The organism is Glycomyces sp. L485 (assembly GCF_022548875.1).
In the GTDB taxonomy this organism is placed as follows: Bacteria; Actinomycetota; Actinomycetes; order Mycobacteriales; family Micromonosporaceae; genus Glycomyces.
Window position 1 is genome coordinate 48,538 of sequence record NZ_JAKZEW010000005.1, and the last position, 20,780, is coordinate 69,317.

The 20,780-nt window shown below is 67.7% G+C and carries 27 protein-coding genes, 1 tRNA gene, 2 other RNA genes and 2 pseudogenes; 28 read left to right on the forward strand and 4 right to left on the reverse strand.

All coding sequences use genetic code 11. The features are described from left to right. Positions 1-20 precede the first annotated feature (20 nt). The 6 genes from L0U85_RS04805 (at position 21) to L0U85_RS04825 (ending at position 3,536) form a co-directional block, all read left to right on the forward strand. Positions 21-224: a cold-shock protein gene (locus L0U85_RS04805; protein WP_241376625.1), complete on the forward strand. Its 204-nt coding sequence runs from the start codon at positions 21-23 to the stop codon at positions 222-224. A 99-nt stretch (positions 225-323) separates the two neighbouring features. Continuing rightward, a complete protein-coding gene (locus tag L0U85_RS20445; RefSeq protein ID WP_277605387.1) occupies positions 324-446 on the forward strand; it encodes a hypothetical protein in 123 nt (40 codons plus the stop codon). Between the two features lie 430 nt (positions 447-876). Further along, positions 877-1,059 carry a hypothetical protein gene (locus tag L0U85_RS04810; protein WP_241376626.1) on the forward strand — a complete coding sequence of 61 codons (183 nt, stop codon included), beginning with the start codon at positions 877-879 and terminating at the stop codon, positions 1,057-1,059. 409 nt (positions 1,060-1,468) lie between these two features. After that, positions 1,469-1,651: a helix-turn-helix domain-containing protein gene (locus tag L0U85_RS04815; protein ID WP_241376627.1), complete on the forward strand. Its 183-nt coding sequence runs from the start codon at positions 1,469-1,471 to the stop codon at positions 1,649-1,651. 359 nt (positions 1,652-2,010) lie between these two features. Next, positions 2,011-2,628, forward strand: a complete 618-nt coding sequence (locus L0U85_RS04820) for a TetR family transcriptional regulator (protein WP_347177356.1) — start codon at positions 2,011-2,013, stop codon at positions 2,626-2,628. Continuing rightward, a complete protein-coding gene (locus L0U85_RS04825) occupies positions 2,625-3,536 on the forward strand; it encodes an SDR family oxidoreductase (protein ID WP_241376629.1) in 912 nt (303 codons plus the stop codon). Before L0U85_RS04820 ends, L0U85_RS04825 begins: the two co-directional genes overlap by 4 nt. Before the next feature lie 62 nt (positions 3,537-3,598). Here L0U85_RS04825 and L0U85_RS04830 read toward each other — a convergent pair whose 3' ends face one another. Together L0U85_RS04830 and L0U85_RS04835 are read right to left on the reverse strand one after the other, a co-directional pair. Continuing rightward, complete coding sequence (locus tag L0U85_RS04830; protein ID WP_241376630.1) at positions 3,599-3,787, reverse strand: hypothetical protein; 189 nt, start codon at positions 3,785-3,787, stop codon at positions 3,599-3,601. Positions 3,788-4,550: 763 nt separating this feature from the next. Then, positions 4,551-5,390, reverse strand: coding sequence for a GntR family transcriptional regulator (locus L0U85_RS04835; RefSeq protein ID WP_241376631.1), 840 nt, complete (start codon positions 5,388-5,390; stop codon positions 4,551-4,553). 198 nt (positions 5,391-5,588) lie between these two features. Here L0U85_RS04835 and L0U85_RS04840 point away from each other — a divergent pair, with 198 nt between their 5' ends. The 16 genes from L0U85_RS04840 to L0U85_RS04915 all read left to right on the forward strand — a co-directional run bounded on the left by L0U85_RS04840 (position 5,589) and on the right by L0U85_RS04915 (position 15,761). Beyond that, positions 5,589-6,092 carry a hypothetical protein gene (locus L0U85_RS04840; protein ID WP_241376632.1) on the forward strand — a complete coding sequence of 168 codons (504 nt, stop codon included), beginning with the start codon at positions 5,589-5,591 and terminating at the stop codon, positions 6,090-6,092. Beyond that, positions 6,093-6,162, forward strand: an RNA gene (locus tag L0U85_RS04845) — hammerhead ribozyme type II. Between the two features lie 17 nt (positions 6,163-6,179). Next, entirely contained in the window at positions 6,180-6,626 is a 447-nt protein-coding gene (locus L0U85_RS04850) for an NUDIX hydrolase (RefSeq protein WP_241376633.1), read from the forward strand. 89 nt (positions 6,627-6,715) lie between these two features. Then, positions 6,716-6,943 (forward strand): hypothetical protein, encoded by a 228-nt coding sequence (locus tag L0U85_RS04855; RefSeq protein ID WP_241376634.1) that lies wholly within the window; start codon positions 6,716-6,718, stop codon positions 6,941-6,943. Continuing rightward, positions 6,942-7,011: hammerhead ribozyme type II (locus L0U85_RS04860), an RNA gene on the forward strand. Before L0U85_RS04855 ends, L0U85_RS04860 begins: the two co-directional genes overlap by 2 nt. Before the next feature lie 23 nt (positions 7,012-7,034). Next, complete coding sequence (locus L0U85_RS04865; protein ID WP_241376635.1) at positions 7,035-7,526, forward strand: hypothetical protein; 492 nt, start codon at positions 7,035-7,037, stop codon at positions 7,524-7,526. Then, a complete protein-coding gene (locus L0U85_RS04870; RefSeq protein WP_241376636.1) occupies positions 7,523-7,732 on the forward strand; it encodes a hypothetical protein in 210 nt (69 codons plus the stop codon). Before L0U85_RS04865 ends, L0U85_RS04870 begins: the two co-directional genes overlap by 4 nt. A 2-nt stretch (positions 7,733-7,734) precedes the next feature. Next, on the forward strand, positions 7,735-8,121 hold the full coding sequence (locus L0U85_RS04875; RefSeq protein WP_241376637.1) for an RRQRL motif-containing zinc-binding protein: 387 nt from the start codon (positions 7,735-7,737) through the stop codon (positions 8,119-8,121). Further along, complete coding sequence (locus tag L0U85_RS04880) at positions 8,121-8,342, forward strand: hypothetical protein (RefSeq protein WP_241376638.1); 222 nt, start codon at positions 8,121-8,123, stop codon at positions 8,340-8,342. The genes L0U85_RS04875 and L0U85_RS04880 overlap by 1 nt, the downstream gene beginning before the upstream one ends. Beyond that, positions 8,339-9,601, forward strand: a complete 1,263-nt coding sequence (locus L0U85_RS04885; protein WP_241376639.1) for a hypothetical protein — start codon at positions 8,339-8,341, stop codon at positions 9,599-9,601. Before L0U85_RS04880 ends, L0U85_RS04885 begins: the two co-directional genes overlap by 4 nt. Before the next feature lie 66 nt (positions 9,602-9,667). Then, on the forward strand, positions 9,668-10,744 hold the full coding sequence (locus L0U85_RS04890) for a hypothetical protein (RefSeq protein WP_241376640.1): 1,077 nt from the start codon (positions 9,668-9,670) through the stop codon (positions 10,742-10,744). 65 nt (positions 10,745-10,809) lie between these two features. Further along, the gene (locus L0U85_RS04895) at positions 10,810-12,849 is read left to right on the forward strand and encodes a hypothetical protein (protein ID WP_241376641.1); all 2,040 of its coding nucleotides are present in this window, start codon (positions 10,810-10,812) and stop codon (positions 12,847-12,849) included. 30 nt (positions 12,850-12,879) lie between these two features. Continuing rightward, the gene (locus tag L0U85_RS04900) at positions 12,880-13,089 is read left to right on the forward strand and encodes a hypothetical protein (RefSeq protein ID WP_241376642.1); all 210 of its coding nucleotides are present in this window, start codon (positions 12,880-12,882) and stop codon (positions 13,087-13,089) included. A 323-nt stretch (positions 13,090-13,412) separates the two neighbouring features. Next, entirely contained in the window at positions 13,413-14,330 is a 918-nt protein-coding gene (locus L0U85_RS04905; protein WP_241376643.1) for a bifunctional DNA primase/polymerase, read from the forward strand. A gap of 25 nt (positions 14,331-14,355) precedes the next feature. Next, positions 14,356-15,369 (forward strand): AAA family ATPase, encoded by a 1,014-nt coding sequence (locus L0U85_RS04910; RefSeq protein ID WP_241376644.1) that lies wholly within the window; start codon positions 14,356-14,358, stop codon positions 15,367-15,369. Between the two features lie 173 nt (positions 15,370-15,542). After that, entirely contained in the window at positions 15,543-15,761 is a 219-nt protein-coding gene (locus L0U85_RS04915) for an excisionase family DNA-binding protein (protein WP_241376645.1), read from the forward strand. 101 nt (positions 15,762-15,862) lie between these two features. Here L0U85_RS04915 and L0U85_RS04920 read toward each other — a convergent pair whose 3' ends face one another. Then, the gene (locus L0U85_RS04920; RefSeq protein WP_241376646.1) at positions 15,863-16,384 is read right to left on the reverse strand and encodes a hypothetical protein; all 522 of its coding nucleotides are present in this window, start codon (positions 16,382-16,384) and stop codon (positions 15,863-15,865) included. On the opposite strand from L0U85_RS04920, the pseudogene L0U85_RS21085 reads away from it, so the two are divergent. Next, a pseudogene (locus L0U85_RS21085) lies at positions 16,343-16,852 on the forward strand (tyrosine-type recombinase/integrase); the annotation flags it as partial. The gene L0U85_RS04920 and the pseudogene L0U85_RS21085 overlap by 42 nt on opposite strands. Before the next feature lie 203 nt (positions 16,853-17,055). Here L0U85_RS21085 and L0U85_RS04930 read toward each other — a convergent pair. Beyond that, positions 17,056-17,130, reverse strand: a tRNA-Val gene (locus L0U85_RS04930). A gap of 142 nt (positions 17,131-17,272) precedes the next feature. On the opposite strand from L0U85_RS04930, the pseudogene L0U85_RS04935 reads away from it, so the two are divergent. The 5 genes and pseudogenes from L0U85_RS04935 to L0U85_RS04950 all read left to right on the forward strand — a co-directional run bounded on the left by L0U85_RS04935 (position 17,273) and on the right by L0U85_RS04950 (position 20,758). Further along, positions 17,273-17,982 (forward strand): annotated as a pseudogene (locus tag L0U85_RS04935) (DsbA family oxidoreductase). A 49-nt stretch (positions 17,983-18,031) separates the two neighbouring features. Continuing rightward, positions 18,032-19,225: a VLRF1 family aeRF1-type release factor gene (locus L0U85_RS04940; RefSeq protein ID WP_241376649.1), complete on the forward strand. Its 1,194-nt coding sequence runs from the start codon at positions 18,032-18,034 to the stop codon at positions 19,223-19,225. A 231-nt stretch (positions 19,226-19,456) separates the two neighbouring features. Further along, positions 19,457-19,696 carry an FAD-dependent oxidoreductase gene (locus L0U85_RS21090; protein WP_347177357.1) on the forward strand — a complete coding sequence of 80 codons (240 nt, stop codon included), beginning with the start codon at positions 19,457-19,459 and terminating at the stop codon, positions 19,694-19,696. Continuing rightward, positions 19,665-19,793, forward strand: a complete 129-nt coding sequence (locus L0U85_RS20450) for a hypothetical protein (RefSeq protein WP_277605388.1) — start codon at positions 19,665-19,667, stop codon at positions 19,791-19,793. Before L0U85_RS21090 ends, L0U85_RS20450 begins: the two co-directional genes overlap by 32 nt. A 122-nt stretch (positions 19,794-19,915) precedes the next feature. Further along, a complete protein-coding gene (locus tag L0U85_RS04950; RefSeq protein WP_241376650.1) occupies positions 19,916-20,758 on the forward strand; it encodes an endonuclease/exonuclease/phosphatase family protein in 843 nt (280 codons plus the stop codon). The last annotated feature ends 22 nt before the right edge of the window (positions 20,759-20,780 follow it).

Below are 20,780 nucleotides of genomic sequence, written 5' to 3' on the forward strand. Positions count from 1 at the left end.
CTGCAATGAAGGAGACAGCCATGGCTACTGGCGTCGTGAAATGGTTCAACGCCGACAAGGGCTTCGGTTTCATCGCCCCCGACGACGGCTCGCGAGACGTGTTCGCGCACTTCTCGGCGATCGACGGTGCCGGACACCGGGATCTGGAGGAGGACCAGCACGTCGAGTTCGATGTCGAACGCGGGCAGAAGGGCCTCCAGGCCGCGAACATCCGTTCGCTCTGACCGAATCGCGTGGTCGAAGCGGCGAACCGCTCGCCGCTTCGACCGACCCTCCCGAACGGACACCGCGGCCGTCGTCCCGCGCTCGGGGTGCCTCGATCCGTGCGTACACCGAAGTCGCCCAAGCCGTCCGCGACGCCGGTCTCCTGCGCCGCGCCCCCCTGGCTCTACGCCCTGGTCGCCACGGCGCTCGCGATCGGCTACGCCGCCTGCGTCGCCGAATGATCCTGCTCGGCGACAGTTGGTTCCAGCTACTGGTCGCCGGAGCGCTCGGCATCCTGTTTGCCCAGACCGCGTTCCTCGCGCGCGAGGCGGCCCACCCAGATCCTCAGCCGCGGCCCCGCGAACGACCGCCTCGCGATGAGCTAATCCTGGTGGGACAGCAAGCACTCGTGTCACCACGCGAACTCGAACCGGGAGGGCCGCGACATCGACGTCGACACGATTGCGTTCCTCGAAGAGGACGCCGCCGAGGCCGCCGGGCTGCGGAAGCTCATCACCGGCCGCCAAGGGTGGCTGTTCTTCCCGCTGCTGACGCTCGAAGGCGTCAATCTGCACTTCTTGAGAGTGCGGCACCTGTTGTCCCGAGGCCCGGTCAAGGGCCGCTGGACCGAACTGGCCGCGCTGGCGGCGCGCTTCGCGGTCTTTCCCGACGGTGGTGTTCCTGCTCCTGCCGTTCGAGCTCGCGTGCGCCTTCGTCGGTGTGCAGTTGGCGGTGTTCGGGCTCTACATGGGCACCTCGTTCGCCCCGAACCACAAGAACATGCCGGTGGTTCGCAGGAATTCGAAGGTACCGGCGGCTATGACCGCGCGGGGCGCCATCGCGACGGCCTGCTGAGGCCACCGTCCCGCGAGGAGGAGCGCCGTCAGCAGGGTTCGCTCACTCCGGGACCGGAACGCCGTCGCGGGCTGGCGGTTGCGCAGGGCCACGTTGAAGCTCGCTGTGATGCGTGCGCCGACCCAGTGGAGTGCCCTCACTATACCCAGCACTTGAGACGAGCACGTCCCGAAGACACCGAGGCGGAGACCCCTTGGAGCCGCGGGTAGACGGGGCGGGGGAGTTCTGGTCATAACCAGTGATAACCAGACCCGGATCACTTGATACGAGATGTAACCGACTGAATCTGGTTGTGGACCTTTCAGTCGCTTATTACAACTCAAGACCCCAGGTCAAGCGGCTATTGACGCGCTTGCAGCGGCTTGTGACGGCCATCGGCGCCCGAAGCTGGCACGAACCAGTACCTCAATTGTCCCAACTCGCACGAGACTGCCGCAACGGCAAGCCCCGAACAATCCGTGACCGCCTCGCTCCCGATGAGTACGAGCGGCTGATTGAGGCGATTCGCGTCGGCGTGTCCAAACGGCAGCTCGCGCAGGAGTACGGCATGAGCCTGCGGACCGTCTACCGCTTGGCCGACGCCACGAGATGAGGAAACCTCTCGTCGGGGGCGTGGTAGCCGGAGCTGACTCTGATTCGCATCTATGTTCAGGAGATGGTGCAGAAGCATCGGAACATCAGGGTCACGCGTGGGTAGCGCGAGCAGATTGACGTCCATCGGATCGTCGATCTGCTCGTCCGCATGGCCCGCGAGCGAGCACTCTAATGCGGCTCGGAGACCTCCGACCTGGAAGTCAAGGGGAAGCTCCGCCAGGGGATCGGTTCACGAGCAACCCTGCGTAGCTCAGCTGGTGAGGGTTGTCCCGGGAGTGTTCTTGGGAGTCCGGTTGACAGGGTGCGCATGCAGGATGATTTAATAAATGAACAGTCATTTAGTAATGGGAGGCAGCTGTGACGGGACGTCCTCGTGGGATTGACGATGCGGTGATCTTGCAGCGGGCGGCCGCTGTCATCGGGCGGGTCGGCCCGGCGAAGTTGACGCTGGCCGCCGTAGCCGCGGAGGCAGGAGTCGTCCCCGCAACGCTGATACAGCGCTTCGGATCCAAACACGGACTCCTCGTCGCCCTGGCCGAACGGTCCGCTCGGGGCGCCAACGAGGCGTTCGAGCGGCTGCGGGAGCAGCACGCCGCGCCACTGCCGGCGCTGGAGGCGCTCGCCGTGGAATCGATGGCGCCGATGACCACGCCCGAAATCTTCGCCAACCACTTGGCGTTCCTGTGCATGGACCTCACCGACCCGCGGCTTCACGAGCATGCGCTGGTGATCCACGAGGCTCAGTGTGCGGCGATCCGATCACTGCTGGACGAAGCGGTCGCTCGAGCAGACCTCCGGGCCGAGACCGATACGGCCGGGCTGGCGGGGTCGATCCAGGCGATCATCGCCGGCACGGGCCTGTCGTGGGCCCTCGATCGGCAGGGCACGCTGCCGCAGCGGCTCCGACACGAGATCCGGGCCCTCCTGTCATCTCATACCCGGTCCGACGACAACCGCAATTCGGAGGCATCATGACCAGTCACGAACAGCCGCTCACTGGAAAAGTCGCCCTTGTCGCCGGTGGCACTCGAGGCGGAGGGAAGGGCATCGCCGTCGAGCTCGGGACCGCGGGCGCCACCGTGTACGTCACCGGCCGCAGCAGCGCCGCGGGACGGTCCGATATCGACCGACCCGAAACCATCGAAGAGGCCGCCGAACAGGTCACGGCGTCGGGCGGGACCGGCATCCCGGTGCGCACCGACCACAGCCGACCGGAGGAAGTCCGGGCCCTGATCGAGCAGGTCGCGGCCGAACAGGGCGGCCGACTCGACGTCCTCGTCAACTCGGTGTGGGGCGGCGATCATCTGACCGACTGGGAGCACCCCCTGTGGGAGCAGGACTTGGACACGGGTCTGCGCCTGCTGCGGCGGGCGGTGGAGACCCACGTGATCACCAGTAGGTTCGCCCTGCCGCTCATGGTTGCTCGCAAGAGCGGCCTGGTGGTGGAGGTGACGGACGGCAACACCGATCGATACCGGGGCTCGTTCTTCTACGACCTCGCCAAGTCCGCTGTCATCCGCCTCGCCGTGGCCCAGGCCGCGGAACTGCGATCCCACAATGTTGCGGCGGTGGCCATCACGCCCGGCTTCCTGCGCTCGGAGGCGATGTTGGAAGGTTTCGGCGTCACCGAGGACAACTGGCGCGACGGTGCCGCCAAAGACCCGCACTTCGCCCATTCCGAGACTCCTGCTTACCTGGGCCGAGCGGTGGCCGCCCTGGCCGCTGATCCCGGCGTCATGGCCAAGACCGGACGGGCCCTCGCCACTTGGGGGCTTTACAAGGAGTACGGGTTCACCGATGCGGACGGTACGCAGCCGGACTGGGCGGGACATTGGGGCAGCGCACTGGCCGAGGACTACGGGCCACTCGGCGAACCGCTCTGACGGATGTCGGGATGTCGATCTTGGGCGTGGGGACCGAGAGCTGTCAGCGTGGTTCGAGATCGTCAGCGGGCGAGGGTGCGGTTGTGGAGGTGAGCGATGCCGGCCATCACCTCGGCGGCGCCGGTCCCGCGGAGGCGGCAGTCGCGCGACACGTTCGATCTCGATGTGCTCGAACAGGGCGGCGAGACCTCGACGAGGCCGCCGAAGGTGGCGGCGCTGACGGGTTCGTTCGCGATGAGGGCTGCCTCCAAGACGGTGCAAGTGGAGTGTCCTTACGATACCCAGCGCCAGCGACGGGCGCGTCTCCCGAAACACCGAACCGGAGGCAGGTTCGCGTCGGTCAAGAAGTGCGGTAGGAGCCGGCGAGTCTTGGTCATAACCTGGAATAACCCGACCCGGATCATTTGACATGGGGTGTAACTGCCTGAATGTCCTGGTTATTAGGTTGGTGGGCGCTACTGGGTTCGAACCAGTGACATCTGCCTTGTAAGCCCGAACTGGAGGGTGAATCGAGGCAGGTGAAGTGTCTGAATAGCTGCCCTAACCAGGCATGTGATATCCCTGAGTGTCCATTGGTGTCCGCTGGCGTCTCGCGTGTGTGGCCCCGAATGTGGCCCCGATTCACACCTGGCCCTTGCGGGTCTTGGAGGCTGAAACATTGGGGGTGCCGTCCACTACTGCGGCTAGGCAGAGTGGTGAACCCTTCTTGAACCCTTCCGCAAACCCACACTGAGCTGCGAAAAGGCCGGGAAAGGGTTCAAAGGGTTCAAAGTTTCATATCTCGAAATCCAATAAGAAGGCCCTCTTCTTGTAGAACGTCTACAAGAAGGGGGCCCAATCGCGTCGAAACCTGCATTGACGTGGGCAAACGGGGGTGTACCGACATAGGGACAAGCCCTGAAAGTCGCCCAGCGTGGCTCTCAGCGGGTTATGTTTCCGCAGGTCGGAGGCGTATCGCAGGGAAACTCCCCCTGTTTCAGCCTCCGAGCGCAGTAGCGCAACCGATGTTTACGACTACCCCAGAATCTTGGACACGAGGGCCTTTGCTTGCCCCAAGAGGGGGACGCTGTTGACTGAGTTGTCAATAACGGCGTGCTCGATCGAAGGTCGGTAATCCAGGTCGATCTTGCTGAGGTAGTCCTGCCAGTTGTCGAGCTTCGTGGTGTCGCGGGCCGCACCACGTGCCCTCAGGTACGTATGCATGGATTCGGGGTCGCAGTACACCCAAACGACCGTAAGGCCTGCGCCAGAGCTGTCGCAAAGCGACTGGAGGCGCTGAATCCAAGCGTCGTCGCGCAGCTCCTTGACAAACGGAGCTGTCGCGATGACGTTCCCGCCTGAGGTGATGTTCTCAGTGATGGTTGCGACCATCGCTTCATACTCACGTGGGCGGACCTCGGAGAGGTACAGGTCAGATTCCCGGTCGTTAGGTGAGGAGCCCATGACTTCGAGAGCCTTCTCTACCACAGGTCTGGTAGTGGTGTCCTTGTCGACCATCGCCCACCCTGTCAGGCGAGACAGGGTCCGTCCAAGTTCTGATTTGCCGCTTCCCGCATAGCCGCCGATGAGGACAAGGTGAGGCACGGGAGTCTTTACCTCGGAGTTCTCAAGTTGGTCGGGTGCGTTCACGATGCGACCGGCGCGAGGCTTGGTAACGACTCGACCTTCCTCGGTCAACATCTTCATGGCCTTGGCGACTACCGGAGAGCTGACTCCGAAGCGCTCAGCCTGTTCGCGGTCGGAGGGCAACTTCTGTTCGTGCCTGAGCTTGCCCGCCTCGATGTCGGTCCTGATGATCCGGGCGATCTGCTCGTGTAGCGACGCCCCGGTGATCAGCTCACGCTTGTTGGTCATGCAAATTCCTCTCAGTTGATCGTCAGAGTATCAGCTAGCTCCGCGAAGTCAATCGCTCTCTACCTGCGCTATTGATCGCAGTATCTCAGAGTATGGGAAGTTTACGGCTTCCAGTTGACTCCGATAGTTATCAACTGATAGCTTACCTGTATTGCCCATCACGGCATGTGATGGCAACGACAGGCTCAGGAGGTTCTGATGGGTTTTGACGGTTCGCATCCGGTGGCGTCAGCGGCGGCGCGGCTGTGCCGCTCCCGGCATGGTCACTCGCCGTCGTGGGAGGACGTGGCGTGCCCGGAGTGCTGGGAGGCGACGCTGCTGGCGGACAAGGAAGCCGCGGCAGAGGCGGGTCTTCCTGAGGAGTGCCCGGCTGACCCGTATCTGATCGATGAGGTCGCGGTGAATCGCGCGGTCTCCGGTGAGGCGATCGAGTTGACGGTGGCGGAGTGGCAGGCGGCGAAGCGGGCGCTGATGCAGCGCCGTCAGGTGTGCCTGCGTCGGGCCCGGTTCTTGCTGGCCCGCAACGTGACCGTGGTCGACGCTCTGGGTTCACCGCTGGAGCCGGGCTTGCTGGGGCAGGTGTCGGCGGGCCGGGTGGTCAGCCCTGCTCGTGTTGTCACGCTCGCCACTCGAATCCGTGCCCGCCGGCAGGTGGCCCGGCGCGAGGTCTTCACCGCTGGTCTGGCGTCAAAGGCCGCTTGACGGCGAAACCGGGCCTGTGTGCCTGGTCCATCTCGGGTGGCTTCCGGGGTGCTGATGAGCCAAGCCAACTAGCAAGGGAGACAGCGTATGTCTGGCACCAACGACACGATCGAGGCCGTCAACTTGACGACCGACATCATCGCGTTCCGTGGTGGTGAGGTGCTGCTGATCGAGCGCGGCTGGGCTCCGTTCGAGGGCCACCTGGCGCTGCCAGGTGGCTACGTCGACTCCGGTGAGACCTGCCGGACTGCCGCCGCCCGTGAGGCTGCCGAGGAGACCGGGCTCGACCTCGACCCGGTCCGGCTCTACCAGGTGGGTGTGTACGACGAGCCCGGCCGCGATCCCAGGGGCCGGGTCGTCTCGGTCGCCTACGCCGTGACCGTGCCGTTCGGGACGCGGGTGCAGGCCGGGGACGACGCCGCTTCGGCCGCCTGGGTCGACATCCAGGACGCGCTGCAGCGCCCGATGGCCTTCGACCACAAGCAGGTCCTCGCCGACGCCTACTACCGGTACCTCGACGGGGCCCTCGACTAGTGGCGAAACGCGGCCACAGAGCCGCGTCCGGTGCCGGGTGGTTCCCGGCCCGCTGACGAGCCAAGCCGAACGAAGCGAAGGAGCGCGACATGGGCGGCAAGAAACTCAACTGGACCAAGACCGAACCGAGCAGCCGTGTGTCCAAGGCGGAGACAAAGACCCACAAGTTCCTGGTCTCACGAGGTGACAACAAGACCGAGCTGACCGCCTTCAAGAACGACCGCAACGCCACGCACGGGCGGACCAAGGAGAGCGAGTCCAGCTTCCGCAAGGAGCGGGACGCCAAGGCTGCGGCCCGGCGCCACGGCCGTCGATAGGCGAAACCGGGCCTTCGGGTCTGGTCCATTCCGGGTGGCTTCCGGGGTGCTGATGAGCCAAGCCGAATCAAGCAAGAGGGAGGTGTGGCAGGTGAGCGAATACGACGAGGTCGAGCCGCTGGAGCGGCGCGCTGACCGCCTCTGCGAGGGCGATCAGGTCTTCACGGCCGCTGGCCGCTGGGAGACCGTCAAGACCGTTGAGCGGACCGGACGGTCGGCCCTGGTCGTGACCACCGAGACCGGCAGGCGGTCCTGCCGCTGGGTGTTGAACCTGTGGAGCCTGCTGCCGGTTTTGCCGGCATGGCGGCGCCGCGCCGAGCCGAAGGTCCGGTTCTGGTCGAACCGCGAGCAGGTGGGCGCGACCCTGGCCGACTCCGCGCACGACATCCACACCGGATACGGACTGGCCGGAGCGTACGTCGAGCGCGGGCAGGGATGGAAGGTCTACGACCTCACCACCGCCGAGCCCAACCCGGTCGCCGAGAGCTTGTCAAAGGCCAAGGCGACGGCCCTGGTCAAGAAGATCGCCCGTACCCGCGCCGCCGAGCTGGGCGCGGCCGTCGACTTCGGGGGCGCGCGATGAGGGAGAACCTGGCCTACTCCGGCGACGGGGTGCTCATCGGCCCCGGCGACCGGGTCTGGCACGGCGGCAAACTGCGCACGATCGAGCACGTCACCAACGGCGCCACCAGGATCTATCTGGAGACGCCTGGCCGTCCCTTCCCCGACACCGTCGACCCCGGCGAAGTCCGCTACTTCGGTGCCGACGACGAGACCGAGGAGGGCTAGCGATGTATCGCGCCGAGTTCGACGACCCCGCCGCCGAGTGGTTCGGCTTGCCGACGTTCAACTACCGGCACGCGCCCCGTGGCCTGGCTACGCGCCGTCAGCTCGCCGCCAAGGGCCTGACCCCGGGCCGCCAGGGGATCGCGGCGCAGATCCTGTGGCGGCGCGGCCGGCGCCGGGCGTACCTGTACCGCGAGGACCAGGCGGTGCCCAAGCGCGAGGCCACGCCCGCGCAGTTGCGGGCGTTGATGAAGGCCTGGGTGACGCTGTCGACGTGCCCGACCTGTGAGCGGGAGTTCGACCACTACATCCCGCGCCGCTTCGGCGAGTGCCTCGACTGCCACGAAGCCGCGACCAGCTTCACGCCCGCCACCGGGCTGGAGGTGGCCTGATGCGCGCCTTCGCCACCGACTTCCCCGCGTTCGCGGCGCTCGGCGAGTCCGAGCTGCTCGAACTGATCGAAGAGAACAACACCGCCCTCGCTGAGGCCGCACGCGGCCTGGTCGACGCCGCCGAAGCGCGCTTCGGCTCGGTATGCATCCGGCTTGGCATCGCCGACGAGGTCGAACCCCTCACTGCCGCCCTGCTGGGCGAGATCGGAGACCAGTCATGACCACTGACAACACCGTGATCGGGCCGGACGAGCCTGGCGGTGATTGGGCGTCGATCGAGGACGCCGTCCTGGCCGCTACTGGCGTCGAGCCGACTTGCGCCGCCGTGCAGACGCCGGCGGCGCGTGATCCCCGACCTGTAGCGGCCGTCGAGGTGGACCCGGAGGCCGACTCGTGGCTGTGGCCCTCCGTGTTGGACGTCAAGGGCAGGCCCACCGGTGAGCTGGCCCGGCCCAACCCGGAGGCGGCGAAAGCGGCCCTGAAGCGGGCGGCGGCGACTTCCGCCGCCGACGTCGAGGTCTTGGCGGCGGCGATCTCCGAGCCTGAGGCCCGCGAGATCATCGCCCAGGCCGCCGGTCAGCGTGCCGTCGAGCGTGGGCTGGACGGCAAGGTCGCGCGGCTGCGTGCCGAGCTGGCCGCAGAGGGCGCGCGCAAGCAGGCTGAGCACGAGGCGCGCATGGCCGAAGCGCGCCGGCGTCGGGAGAACCGCGCGGCGGCGGCCCTGGAGCGTCGCGACCGGGCCCTGGACCCGACCTCGCGGATCGTGCGCCTCGCTGCCGCTGAGCGGCTGGTGCCGTGGATCGCGGTCTTGCCGGCCATCCTGGCCGCCGGCCTGGGCGCGGTCAATGTGGGCGTGAGCCTCGATGTGCTTTCCCCGGGCACGCAGCTCATCAACTGGATGGTTGAGCCGCTGCTGACGCTCCCGATCGTCGCGATCCTGGTCGCGCAGATCCTCGGCGCGGTCGGGGAGGGCGAGGCCAACCCGTACCGCCGCCTCGAATGGGCCCTGGTCACCGTGGCCCTGGTGCTGAACGTCGGCCTTCACGTGGCCGTCGACGGCCTCACCCCTGCGGCGTTCGTGTGGGCGATCGTCCCGGCAGGGCTGGCGATCTCGGCGAACCTGGTGCCGCGCCTGATCCATCACTCCCGCCAGGCTCTCACCGAGGCCTCAGTTGAGCCGAAGCCTGGGCCGCAAACCGCTTTCCGCGTCGCGGTGCAGACGGCCCCGGTCCAGTCCGAGTCCACCTGGACTGCGCCTGGACCGTCGCAGGCCAGCGAGGGTGACTCGCCGGAGTCCAGGTCTGACGCCGAAGTGCTCGGCGAGCTCGCCGAGGCCGTCCAGACCGGACGGATCGACCCCGGCACCGGGCGCGCGATCGACCCGGAGAGCGCCGAGTCGATCCGCCGCACCATCCGCATCGGAAGGGACCGCGCCCGGCTCCTGCGCGACCAGTTCGCCTCGATCGAGGCGCCCGAATAGCCAACCCCTGGCGGGGGCCGGGCTCGCTGCTCTCCCGGTCCCCGCCGCCACTGATTGGAGACGCCCATGGCGAAGGGACTGTGGACCGGCTTCTGGTCCGAGACCGGTCGCAATGTCGCCCAGCACCAGAAGCGCCGCGTGCAGAACTGGTTCATGCGCCACCCGACGACGTTCCTGCTCGCGTGGGGCGGCAAGGGCTTGGTGTGGAACCTGCCCAAGGCCGCCTGGAAAGGCGGCCGCAAGCTCGCCGGCCAGACCACCAAGACCAAAACCGTCGGCGCAGGCGAAACCGCCACCGTCATCACGAACGCGGGCGCGAAGTCCCCGACCGCGAAGGTCGACTACGGCGGCAAGACCGTCACCGTGATCCCGCGCAACATCACTCGCCCCGCTACCGCATTCCAGAGAGGACCGCTGATGCAGACCGGCAGAGAGATGCTCGGCTCCACGCCGATGGGCCACCTGTTCGTGGCCGTCGCCGCCGAGTTGGACTACTTCACGCCCGTGCAGGGGAGGGAGGCCACCTCCACTCTGAACCTGATGAGTGACGCCTACCAGGCGTTCTTGCGCCTGGCAGGCGGGGTCGACATGTTCTCCGACGTCGTCGCCGCCTGCAACATGCACGCGCGCGTCGTCCACCACCTCTACCAGGCGGTCGAGGACGCCGAGACGACCGCCGAGCGGATGCGTCAGGCCCGACGCCTGGTCGAGACGATCTACAGCGACCGCCTGACCCAGGAGGACTCGAATGCCGGGGTCGTCAACACGCTCCCTGCCGTCTCCGACGGGGACGAGGCCGCAGGCCTGGTCCCGCTCGCGACCAAACTCGCGAGCTGCTACATGGCCTTCGAGCCTCGCCTGGACGAGGAGGCCACCTCGATCCTGGAGGTCGTCAAGGTCTCCCAGGCAGGCTGGGCGGTCCTCGCCGACTCGCTCACGAACCTGTCGACTCGCCTGGGCGCCTTCGCAGTCGACCGGCGCGTCCGCACCAAAGTGGGCGCGGCCGGGGACGCCTCGGTCGGCACGGCGGCCGCGTTCGGCGCCGCCCGCCGCGCCGTGACCAGCCTCTACCGCTCGCAGATGGCGCAGGAGAGCACCGGGACGGCCACGATCCTCACCATCCCGCTCGGTCGCGCCGCCTAGATCCTCGCACCGCTCGGAGCGGCGCGTCGCCGCCGCTCCGACCCTCACTCGAAAGGACATCTGACATGGGTTCCACCAGCGCAAACACCCGCCAGGTCGGGCACGTGGTCGCCCAGACCGGGCGCGGCGCGGCCAAGGCGACCGAGTTCACGGTCCTGCACTGGCGTGGCCTGCTGCCGTTCCTGTGCATCGGTGCGGCGGCTGCCTTCGCGGGCGGTTCGACCCTGTTCTCCTGGCTCTACGGGCCGTGGGCGTGGGCCTGGACCGCCGCCGTCGGTGTGGTGCTGTTCGTCTGGGCCGACGGGTGGGTCGGCACGCTCGGTCGCCCGGCCCGCGCCCCGGGCGTCGCGTTCTTGCTGTTCACGGCCGTCTCGTCGGTGGTGCTGATCCTCGCCGGTGCCTACGCCGAGGCGTACATGGTCGTCGCCGTCGCCGGGCTCGTCCTGGGCACCTGGTGGTGGAACGGTCAGGCCTACCAGGGGCACAAGGCCGAACGCCGCGCCGAACGGCGCATGGAGACCGTGCTGGCCAAGCTCGGTATCTCGACCGGGACCCGCATCACCTCGACCCGGATCGGGCCCGACGGCTCCCGCGAGTGGCGGCTCTACCTCGGCGATGAGGACCGGCCCGACCAGATCAAGGCCGACGACGTCGCCCACATGCTCAAGACCCACCTGGACCGCGTCGTGGTCCGCAAGGTCGAGAAGGGCTCCTCGCGGTCGGTCAAGATCGTCCACCTCGCCAAGTCGCCCGACCAGACCGCCGAGAAAGTGCACCCCGCCCTCAAGGCGGACAACCGGGCCTCCGGTGGGGCGTGGGAGCCGGGCACGCGCTCGGTCACCGAGGGCCTGCCCACCGGTTCGGTCCTCGGCTCCGCTGCCGTGGCGGCCGTGAAGGTCTACAACGAGAACCAGGACTCTCGTTGCGTGATGCTGCTGGGCAAGTCCGGTATGGGCAAGACGAACACCGCCTCGGCGGTCCTGCTCTCGCTCATCGCCTGCAAGGACGTCGTCGTCGGTGTCTGCGACATCCCCAAGGCGGGCAACCTCGGGCTGCCGTTCGGCCGTGCCCTGCACCGCATCGCCCGCACCGCCGACGAGCTGGAAGCCGACCTGATCGGCCTGTACAACCTCGCCTCGGACCGGTGCGCGCGCCTGGCTCGCGGCGAGGTCCGCACCGCAGGCGGCAAGCGGGCCCGCAACTGGGTCCCGAGCCCGGACTCCCCGGCCGTCGTCTACCCCATCGACGAACTGGCGAACACGATGCTGCGCATCTCGGCGGCCGACCCCGACCAGGGCGAGAGGATCTGGGACCTGCTGATCGGCCTGGGGCAGTTCGTTCGTCAGGCCGGGATCATGCTCGTGCCGATGTCGCAGACCGCCAAGAGGGACATGATCCGCCCCGACTTCACCTCGCAGATGGGCACCTACGTTGTCCACCAGCTCAAGAAGGCCGTCGACGCCGGCGACATCTGGCAGGGCATGGACGTGAACTTCCTGGAGGCGGGCCTGCCGAAGGTCGGCATGAACCTCCTGGGCGACCTCGACGGCGGCGAGCCGGTCAAGACCATGTCCTACGACATGGACTCCCAGATCGCCGACGAGGACGACTGGAACCGCGTCGTCGACGCCTACGCCGCGCACCGCCCGAACCTCCACCCCGTCGAGGTCGGCACGCTCGGCTGGGGCGACGGACTGTGCGCCGCCGAGGGCACCGAGACCGGCCCGGCGGCCGGCCAAGAGGTGGCCACCGGCCTCGCTCCCCGAGCGGCCCTGACCACCGATGAGCAGGGCATGGACGCGGCGACGCTCCTGGCCGACGCGCTCGAAGACGACCAGATGCCCTCCGGCGCCGGGATTCTCGCCGGGGACGAGCCGGTCGAAGGCGACGACGAGCGCCAGAGTGCGGTCCTCGCCGCTCTGGTCCAGGCCGCCGACAAGGGCCTGTCGCGCGCCGAGATCGAACGCGCCGTCGAGGTGTCCACCTCGACCGCCAAGCGCGTCCTGGCCGCCCTCCAGACCGGCGAGGCCCCGAAGGTCCGCCGCGAGGGCCAAGGCCGCGCCATCCGCTACTACCTGGCCGACGACCAACTCGTCACCGCCTAACCAGTGATCACAACCGAAAGGCACCACACCGTGAAGAAGAAACCAGGCGACCGCTACCAGATCGGCCACAACCCGCTGGAGGGCTACACGCTCGACGAGCTGGTCACCGTCGCACTCGGACGCGCCAAGGACCACGCCGAGCTAGGAGAGGAGACCGAATCCGCAGCCTGGTCGGCCATAGCCCAAGCCGCCGCCACCTTCCACCTGTCGCAGACCCTCGCCGCACTCAAGCCCGAGTAACAGCGGCTCACGAGCCGGATTTTCCGGCTCAAGCGAAGAGATTAATACCCGATAGTCCGATTTTCCGGCTCAGTTTACGGCTCACAGGACTGAACTGCGGCTCACGCTGCGGCGCAAGCTGGTCCGATTCATACCTATAAATCCGGTTTCCGGCTCACCGTGAGCCGGAAACCGACCCCCCATAGGGGCCGGGTGACTCGGGTGAGCCGCAAATCGGTGCCGCCAGCCTTCTACGGACACGCGACATCGACGACCCGACCGCAGACACCACGATGCCGGGCCCAGGAAGAGCCGGGCCTGCATCCCAAGGAGGCCTCACCGTCATGACCACCAACGATCTCCTCACCGCCGCCCTGGCCGCCGCCCGTCGCGGCTGGCCGATCTTCCCGCTCGCCGTCGGCGGCAAGCGGCCCGCGATCAAGCGATGGGAGGAGCGCGCCACCACCGACCCCGAACGTATCGAACGATGCTGGTCCGCAGGGGAGTGGAACATCGGACTCGCCTGCGGGCCCGCCGGGCTGGTCGTGGTCGACCTCGACCGCCCCAAGGGCGGGCAGGAGCGCTACAACCCGGACGGGTCCATCTACACCGGCGCGGTCGGTTACGACGCCCTCGCTGCCGAAGCGGGCGGCGCGAGCGGGTTCGGTGAGACCTTCACCGTCGCCACTCCCTCTGGCGGCTGGCACCTGTACTTCACCCGCCCTGCCGGGATCGAGCTACGGAACACCGCGAGCGGCCTCGCCTACCTGGTCGATACGCGCGCCGTCGGCGGCTACGTCGTCGCACCGGGCTCGCGCACCGATGCCGGCACCTACACCGCCGTCCACACCGGCGAGGTCGCGCCACTGCCCGACTGGCTCGCGCAGCGCCTCAAGCCCGTCGAGCGGCCCCAGCACAGGGCTGTCGCTGCGGCGGCTCCCGGCTCAGCCCGGCTGCGTCGCGCCGAGCGACGCTCGGCGCGCCTGGAGCGCTACCTGGCCGCCGCCATCGACCGCGAGACGGCCGCTGTCGCCGCCGCGCACGAGGGCGGGCGCAACCACCGGCTCTACTGCGCCGCCGTCGCCCTCGGACAACTCGTCGCGGGCGGCTACCTCACCGAGCCCGACGCCGCCGGGCCGCTCACCGAGGCCGCCGCCGCAAGCGGGCTCAGCGTCAACGAGATCGCCCGCACCATCGCCTCCGGCCTCACCGCCGGAGCCAAGACACCCCGCACCCTGCCCGCCGAGACCACCGACCACTAACAGCACCACAGAGAGGAGCCCGATCATGTTCGATTCCGCCACCGATCCCGGCCCGGGCAGCGACGCCGAGGACGTCTTCGATCCCGAACCGCGCCAGATCGCCTGGACCGCCGACCAGCTCATGGCCACCGTCTTCCCCGAGCCGAAGTGGGCCGTACCCGGGATGCTCTGCGAGGGCCTGTCACTGCTGTGCGGGCCGCCGAAGGTCGGCAAGTCCTGGGCCTCCCTGGCTTTGGCCCTCGCCATCGCCTCCGGTGGCCGGGCGTTCGGCAAGATCCCCGTCGACGCCGGCGCCGTCCTCTACCTCGCCTTGGAGGACACCGCCCGGCGCCTCCAAGCCCGGATGCGCACCATCCTCGCCGGGCAGGACGCGCCAGAGGGCCTGACGCTGCTGACCGAATGCCCCCGGCTCGACCGGGGCGGCGACGAGTGGATCGAGGCCTGGATCCGCAAGCACCCCGACGCCCGCCTGATTGTGGTCGACGTGTTCGCCAAGGTCCGTCCCGCACCCACCCCGGGCGTGGGCGCCTACGACGGCGACTACGCCGCCGTGGGCGTTCTCAAGCGCTTGGCCGACAAGCACGGCATCGCCATCGTCGCCGTCCACCACATCCGCAAGGCAGGCTCTGAGGACTTCCTGACCGAGGTGTCGGGCACCAACGGCATCGCCGGGGCCGCCGACGCCACGCTCGTGCTCAAGCGCGGCAGAGGCCAGGCGGACGGCATCCTCAATATCACCGGCCGCGACGTCGAAGAGACCGAACACGCCATGGGCTTCAACCCCGCCACCGGCGCCTGGACGCTCCTCGAAGGTGACCCGCGCCAGCTCACCGCCACCGACAACCAGTCGGTAGTCCACGCATGGCTGCGCGAGCATCCCGACTCCGGCCCTTCTGCCATCGCTGCGGGGACGGGCCTGAGCCCGGATTCGGTCAAGACCACGCTGCGGCGTGGCGCTCAAGACGGCTGGTTCGTCCAGGCCCGGCGCGGTCAGTGGGCCGTGGCCGACGACGGCGACGAAGCCGAGGAGCTGTGGTGATCACCCGGGGTCTGAACCCTTTGAAACTTTGAACCCTTTGAACCCTTTCCCGGTCTTTCCGCAGGTCAGGCCATGTTTCCGAAAGGGTTCACGAAGGGTTCAGCCAGGCAAGGAAAAAGGCCCCGGCGCGAGCTGCAAACCCGCCGAGGCCCTCAGAAAGAAGTGAGCCCAGCATGACACACCCGAACACCACCACTACACCCGCCAGTGTCGAGCCGTTCTACACCCCCGAAGAAGCCGGGGCGGTCCTACGGATCGGACGCAGCCGCATCTATGAGGAGCTGCGCCGCTGCCGACTCCGCTCGGTCAAGGTCGGACGCTCCCGACGCATCCCGGCCGAATGGCTCAACGAATACCGCACCCTGCTCATCACCGAAGGAAGCGAGGAATAGCGATCATGAGCGACAAGGCACCGCGCCGCAAGAAGGGTCGTAGTGGTGACGGCACGATCTACTGGAGCGAGGCCGAAGGCTGCTTCATCGGAGAGATCTCGCTAGGTTACAAGCCCGACGGGAGCCGCAACCGGCCGAAGGTGAGGGGCCGCACCAAGGGGGAAGTCCGCGACGGCTTCAAGGAACTCAAAGAGGACTTCGCCAACGGCGTCGAGCTGGGGGACAAGTACACCGTCGAGGAAGCCTGCCGCGACTTCATCAAGCGCGGCCTGCCGCAGCACCAGGAGGACGACGAGACGTTCAAACGCATCCGCAGCGACATCGAGAACCACATCATCCCGGGCCTGGGCAAGGCCAGGCTCAAGCGGCTCAACGCCGACGACATCGACGACTTCCTGGCAGGGTTCACCAAGACTCACGCGACCAGCACGATCCGGCGCATCCTCGGGACTCTGCGCCGGATCATCAAGCTCGCGCAACGGCGCAACAAGATCGCGCGCAACGTCGCCGACCTGGTCGAAGCGCCCAAGGGGACGAAGGGCCGACCGAGCAAGGCCCTGACTCTTGAAGAGGGCAAGGCCATCGTCCGGCAATGCCGCAAGAGCCGTGAGACTTGGGCGCACGCCTACGTGGCACTGTCGATGTTCACAGGGGTCCGGACGGAGGAAGCCCGGCCGTTGAAGTGGACGCACACCCACCTCAACCCGGTCAAGGGCGAGCGGTGCACCTGTGGGCGAATCCATCGCGAGCACCTACGACCGCACGTCGAGGTCTGGCGCTCCGTACGGGTCGGCGGCGACACCAAGACTGAGAAGAGCCGCCGCACGATCGCGCTGCCGAAGTACGTGGTCCGGATCCTCACCGAATACCACGCCAAACAGATCCAGGACCGCAAGCGCAACGGCCACAAGCACGAGGACATCGTCTACGTCTTCGGCACCCGCGACGACACCGTGAAGGACGCCGGCAACGTCCGCCGCTACTTCAAGACCGTGGTGGAGCTTGCAGAAGTGAAGGGGAACTGGGCCCCGCGCGAGCTGAGGCACACCTTCGTCTCTTGGATGTCCGACGAAGGGGCAGAGGAGGAGCTGATAGCCGACCTGGTCGGGCACAGGACCACCACGACGACGAGGACTGTCTACCGGCATCAGCTTCGACCGGTCATTACCACGGGTGCCGATCTACTCGATGACGTATTCGGAGAGGACTTCCTCGACACCGAATTACACCGCCCATGGCCCCGGATATGGCGACATACGGCCCTCAGCGGAAGTCCGCTGAGGGCCGTATTGGCTGGTGGGCGCTACTGGGTTCGAACCAGTGACATCTGCCTTGTAAGGGCAGCGCTCTACCGCTGAGCTAAGCACCCTGGGCACGCGCAAGGGGCGCGCCGAGCCTGAAAAAGGGTACCTGAATGCGGGCTTGGGCGCGAGTCCAGGGTGTGGGGGCTTCGGCGGCTCTTGAGTCGGCCATCACGAAATTTCGGCGACAGGCGGTTCGTTGAAGCTTCTATGACTGAGAAACTTCGCGTCGACATCTGGTCCGACATCGTCTGCCCGTGGTGCTACGTGGGCAAGGCCCGCTTCGACAAGGCGGTTGAGCAGTTCGCCCACCGCGACGACGTCGAGATCCGCCTCCGCTCTTTCGAGCTCGACCCCAGCCACGGCACCGAGGACACCGTCCAGGTCACCTCGATGCTCTCCAAGAAGTACGGCATGAGTCCCCAGCAGGCGCAGGACGGCGAGTACCGCCTCCGCGAGCTCGCCGCCGCCGAAGGCCTCGAATACCAGGCCGAAGGCCGCGAAGTCGCCGGCACCTTCGACGTCCACCGGGTCCTGCACCTCGCCGCGGACCGCGGCCTCGCCGAAGCGGCCTGGAAGGCCTTCTACGCTGCCAACTTCGCCGAGGAGGCCTCGCTGTTCAAGCGCGAGCGCATCATCGACGTCGCCGTCTCCGCGGGACTGGAGAAGGACGAGGTCACCGCCGTCATCGACGACCCCGAGCCCGCGACGCCGTCCGCGCCGACGAGTCCGAAGCCGCCGGACTCGGCGCCACCGGCGTGCCGTTCTTTGTCATCGACGGCAAGTACGGCGTCTCCGGCGCCCAGCCCACGGAGATGTTCAGCCAGGTCCTCGACAAGGCCTGGAGCGAAAGGAAACCCGGCCTCGTCGCTCTGAACGGCGACGCCGAGGCCTGCGGCCCCGAAGGCTGTGCCATCTGACCCGGCGAATCCTTCCCGTGCGGCCTCCTCCCGGAATATCCTGAGGCGAATGCCGCTCAAGGAAGAGGAGGCCGCCATGCCGATGGACCGCGAGACACAACTCCGTCTGGTCAACCTGCGCGACGACACCGGTGTGCTCTCGCTTTACGTCAACGCCGACCCCAAGCAGGTGGGGTCGCAGCCGCCCTGGAAGAACCGCCTCGAGAAGGGCGTCAAGCTGCTCCTCGAGTCGGTCGACGGATCCACCCGGAGCGCCCTCGACCGCCGGCTCCACGACCTGGAGCTGGAGATCGAGCAGCTCGTCCGCCCCGGATCCCCCGGCATCGGCCGCGCGCTGTTCGTCCCGCTCAGCAACGGCGAGACGTTCCACGTCGAGATGCAGACGCCCTTGACCGACCGGGTCGCGTTCGCGCCCCGCTCCCACATCGCCCCCATGTTCGCCGCCTGGGCCGAAGGCTCGCCCTGCGGCATCGCCGTCGTCGACGGCAGGGGCATGCGCATCCTCGACAGCCGCTTCGGCCAATGCGAGGAGATCTCCGGGCTCGCGTTCGAGCTCGCCACCGAGGAATGGCGCGAGTTCGCGGGACCGGCGACTCAGCGCAGCGCCTGGGGCAAGAAGGAGGGCCAGTCCTCCTCGTCGCAGCGGGACCTGTTCGACTTCCGCATCGCCGAGCACCTGGCCAGGTTCCTGGCCGCCGCGCACACAACATTGGAGGCCCATGTGGCGGCCTTCGGCTGGGAGTTCCTCGTCCTCACCGGCGAGCCGGAACTGGTCGAGTCGGCATCCAAAGCGCTCAGCAACTCCCTGAAGACCGAGGTCGTGGCATCACAGCTCGTGCTCAGCCACGCCACGCCGGCGCAGATCGAGCACGCGCTGGCCCCGGAGATGATCCAGGCCAGGCGACACAGGGACGAGCGACTCGCCGCCGACTTCGCAGAGGCGCCGCCGAAGGCCGCGCTCGGCTCCACGGCGGTGCTGGAGGCGCTCCAAGGCGGCCGGGTCGACCGTCTGCTGCTCAAGAACGACTCGGTGTGGAGCGGCCACCGCATCCCGGCCGGGTCGGTGCTGGCCGACGGGATCGTCCCGGGCGACCCCGACCTCGCGACGGCGGTGGCGGAGGCGCGGCTGGGGGAGCAGATGATCGAGTTGGCGCTGGGCACCGACGCCTCTGTGTCCATTCTCAGCGACGACGCGCAGATGTCGGAGAAAGCCGAGGGGATCGGTGCGTTCCTACGCTGGTGACACTCCTCGACCTTCATAGTTAGGCTATGCTAACCTAATATCGGCAGTACGCATGGGGCTGCGGGTATCTCACCTCCCGCGGCCCCGTTGTCGTCTTCTGGGCCATTTCGCTTGTCGCGTCGTGATCCTGCGGATCCCGGCTCTCGAATGCCTTTCTCCCGATCGGGTGCTACCTTTTAATTCATCATATGATGAATTAATGATGTCGGTCGCACCTCGAAGGAGGCGGCCATGACTGCTCAGGTCATCGTCGTAGGCGCGGGACCCGCCGGCCTGATGCTCGCCGGCGACCTAGCCGAAGCCGGAGTAGAGGTCACCGTCCTTGAAAACGCATCGTCAGGCCCGACGGCTACATCGGCTGGGTCGGCGAAGGCGACGCCGGCGAAATCACCGCCTATCTCGACCATCACGCAGGACAATCCTGAAGGGACTCCTGAGCATGGGGGCACAGGGCGAGCAGATCACCCATGAACGGGGAACCGGAACGGCTGGGACCCCCAGCGAGGAGGCCAACCGCATCTACCGGGCCATGGCCATCCCCGACGTCCGCGTCCACAGGCTGCCGTGAACACCTGCTCCAGGAACGTCCGGCCTCTGGCCCGCGCAGGCCCGCGTCTCACTTCCGGCGCACTGCGACCGGTGGCCGGCGTTCGACCCACGGTCCGCGTTCGGGACGCTATCGTCGCACTCATGGTCGACGCCGAAGATCAGCCCGAGCCAGACCGCGACCTGCCGCTCATCGGCGCCGCGCGTGCTCCCGGCATCCACGTGATGACCTACAACCTCCGCACCGCCGGCGGCAGGCGGCCCCACTCGTGGGCCGAGCGCCGCCCTCTCGTCGGCGCCGTCCTCGAACGCGAGCACCCGACCGTGCTGTGCACACAGGAGGGACGCTTCCGCCAGCTTCTCGACGTCAAGTCCGACCTGGACGGCTACGACTGGCTCCATCTCGGACGTGGCGGCGGCAGCCGCAGCGAGTCCACCGCGATCTTCTGGGACGAGTCCCGCCTGGCGCCGATCGAATACGACCACCTGTGGCTCTCCCGCCGCCCCAACGTCATCGGCTCGCGCAGCTGGGGGAGCCGCACCGTCCGCATGCTCACCTGGATCCACTTCGAGGACCTGGAGGCCGGCAGGGACTTCTACGTCGTCGACAACCACCTCGACCACCGCTCCGAGCGCGCCAGACGCAAGGGCGCCGGGCTCAACCTCGACGTCCTCGCCCGGTTCGGGGCCCCGGCGATCGTCGCCGGCGACTTCAACTGCGGCGCCGACTCGAAGGTCCATCGGATGCTCACCGCCGCAGGACTCACCGACGCCTGGGACGCCGCCGCCGAGCGGCTCACCCCAGCCTGGGGCACCTTCAACCGCTGGCGCACCGACCCAGCCGAAGGAGACAGGATCGACTGGATCCTCGTCCAGCCCGGCATCGAGGTCCATCAGGCCGCCGTCAACACCTACGCCGAGGACGGCCTGACGCCCTCGGACCACTGGCCGGTCCAGGCACTCCTCAGCCTGCGAGGAGCTCTCTGACCGCGACGGACGTCCGCCCGTG

What these genes read in the sequence shown, in the direction of transcription:
- L0U85_RS04805 (WP_241376625.1), top strand. Translation starts at nt 21, where the DNA reads ATGGCTACTGGCGTCGTGAAATGGTTCAACGCCGACAAGGGCTTCGGT.
- L0U85_RS04825 (WP_241376629.1), top strand. Translation starts at nt 2,625, where the DNA reads ATGACCAGTCACGAACAGCCGCTCACTGGAAAAGTCGCCCTTGTCGCC.
- L0U85_RS04835 (WP_241376631.1), bottom strand. Translation starts at nt 5,390, where the DNA reads ATGACCAACAAGCGTGAGCTGATCACCGGGGCGTCGCTACACGAGCAG.
- L0U85_RS04840 (WP_241376632.1), top strand. Translation starts at nt 5,589, where the DNA reads ATGGGTTTTGACGGTTCGCATCCGGTGGCGTCAGCGGCGGCGCGGCTG.
- L0U85_RS04850 (WP_241376633.1), top strand. Translation starts at nt 6,180, where the DNA reads ATGTCTGGCACCAACGACACGATCGAGGCCGTCAACTTGACGACCGAC.
- L0U85_RS04855 (WP_241376634.1), top strand. Translation starts at nt 6,716, where the DNA reads ATGGGCGGCAAGAAACTCAACTGGACCAAGACCGAACCGAGCAGCCGT.
- L0U85_RS04870 (WP_241376636.1), top strand. Translation starts at nt 7,523, where the DNA reads ATGAGGGAGAACCTGGCCTACTCCGGCGACGGGGTGCTCATCGGCCCC.
- L0U85_RS04875 (WP_241376637.1), top strand. Translation starts at nt 7,735, where the DNA reads ATGTATCGCGCCGAGTTCGACGACCCCGCCGCCGAGTGGTTCGGCTTG.
- L0U85_RS04880 (WP_241376638.1), top strand. Translation starts at nt 8,121, where the DNA reads ATGCGCGCCTTCGCCACCGACTTCCCCGCGTTCGCGGCGCTCGGCGAG.
- L0U85_RS04885 (WP_241376639.1), top strand. Translation starts at nt 8,339, where the DNA reads ATGACCACTGACAACACCGTGATCGGGCCGGACGAGCCTGGCGGTGAT.
- L0U85_RS04890 (WP_241376640.1), top strand. Translation starts at nt 9,668, where the DNA reads ATGGCGAAGGGACTGTGGACCGGCTTCTGGTCCGAGACCGGTCGCAAT.
- L0U85_RS04895 (WP_241376641.1), top strand. Translation starts at nt 10,810, where the DNA reads ATGGGTTCCACCAGCGCAAACACCCGCCAGGTCGGGCACGTGGTCGCC.
- L0U85_RS04905 (WP_241376643.1), top strand. Translation starts at nt 13,413, where the DNA reads ATGACCACCAACGATCTCCTCACCGCCGCCCTGGCCGCCGCCCGTCGC.
- L0U85_RS04910 (WP_241376644.1), top strand. Translation starts at nt 14,356, where the DNA reads ATGTTCGATTCCGCCACCGATCCCGGCCCGGGCAGCGACGCCGAGGAC.
- L0U85_RS04915 (WP_241376645.1), top strand. Translation starts at nt 15,543, where the DNA reads ATGACACACCCGAACACCACCACTACACCCGCCAGTGTCGAGCCGTTC.
- L0U85_RS04940 (WP_241376649.1), top strand. Translation starts at nt 18,032, where the DNA reads ATGCCGCTCAAGGAAGAGGAGGCCGCCATGCCGATGGACCGCGAGACA.
- L0U85_RS21090 (WP_347177357.1), top strand. Translation starts at nt 19,457, where the DNA reads ATGACTGCTCAGGTCATCGTCGTAGGCGCGGGACCCGCCGGCCTGATG.
- L0U85_RS20450 (WP_277605388.1), top strand. Translation starts at nt 19,665, where the DNA reads ATGGGGGCACAGGGCGAGCAGATCACCCATGAACGGGGAACCGGAACG.
- L0U85_RS04950 (WP_241376650.1), top strand. Translation starts at nt 19,916, where the DNA reads ATGGTCGACGCCGAAGATCAGCCCGAGCCAGACCGCGACCTGCCGCTC.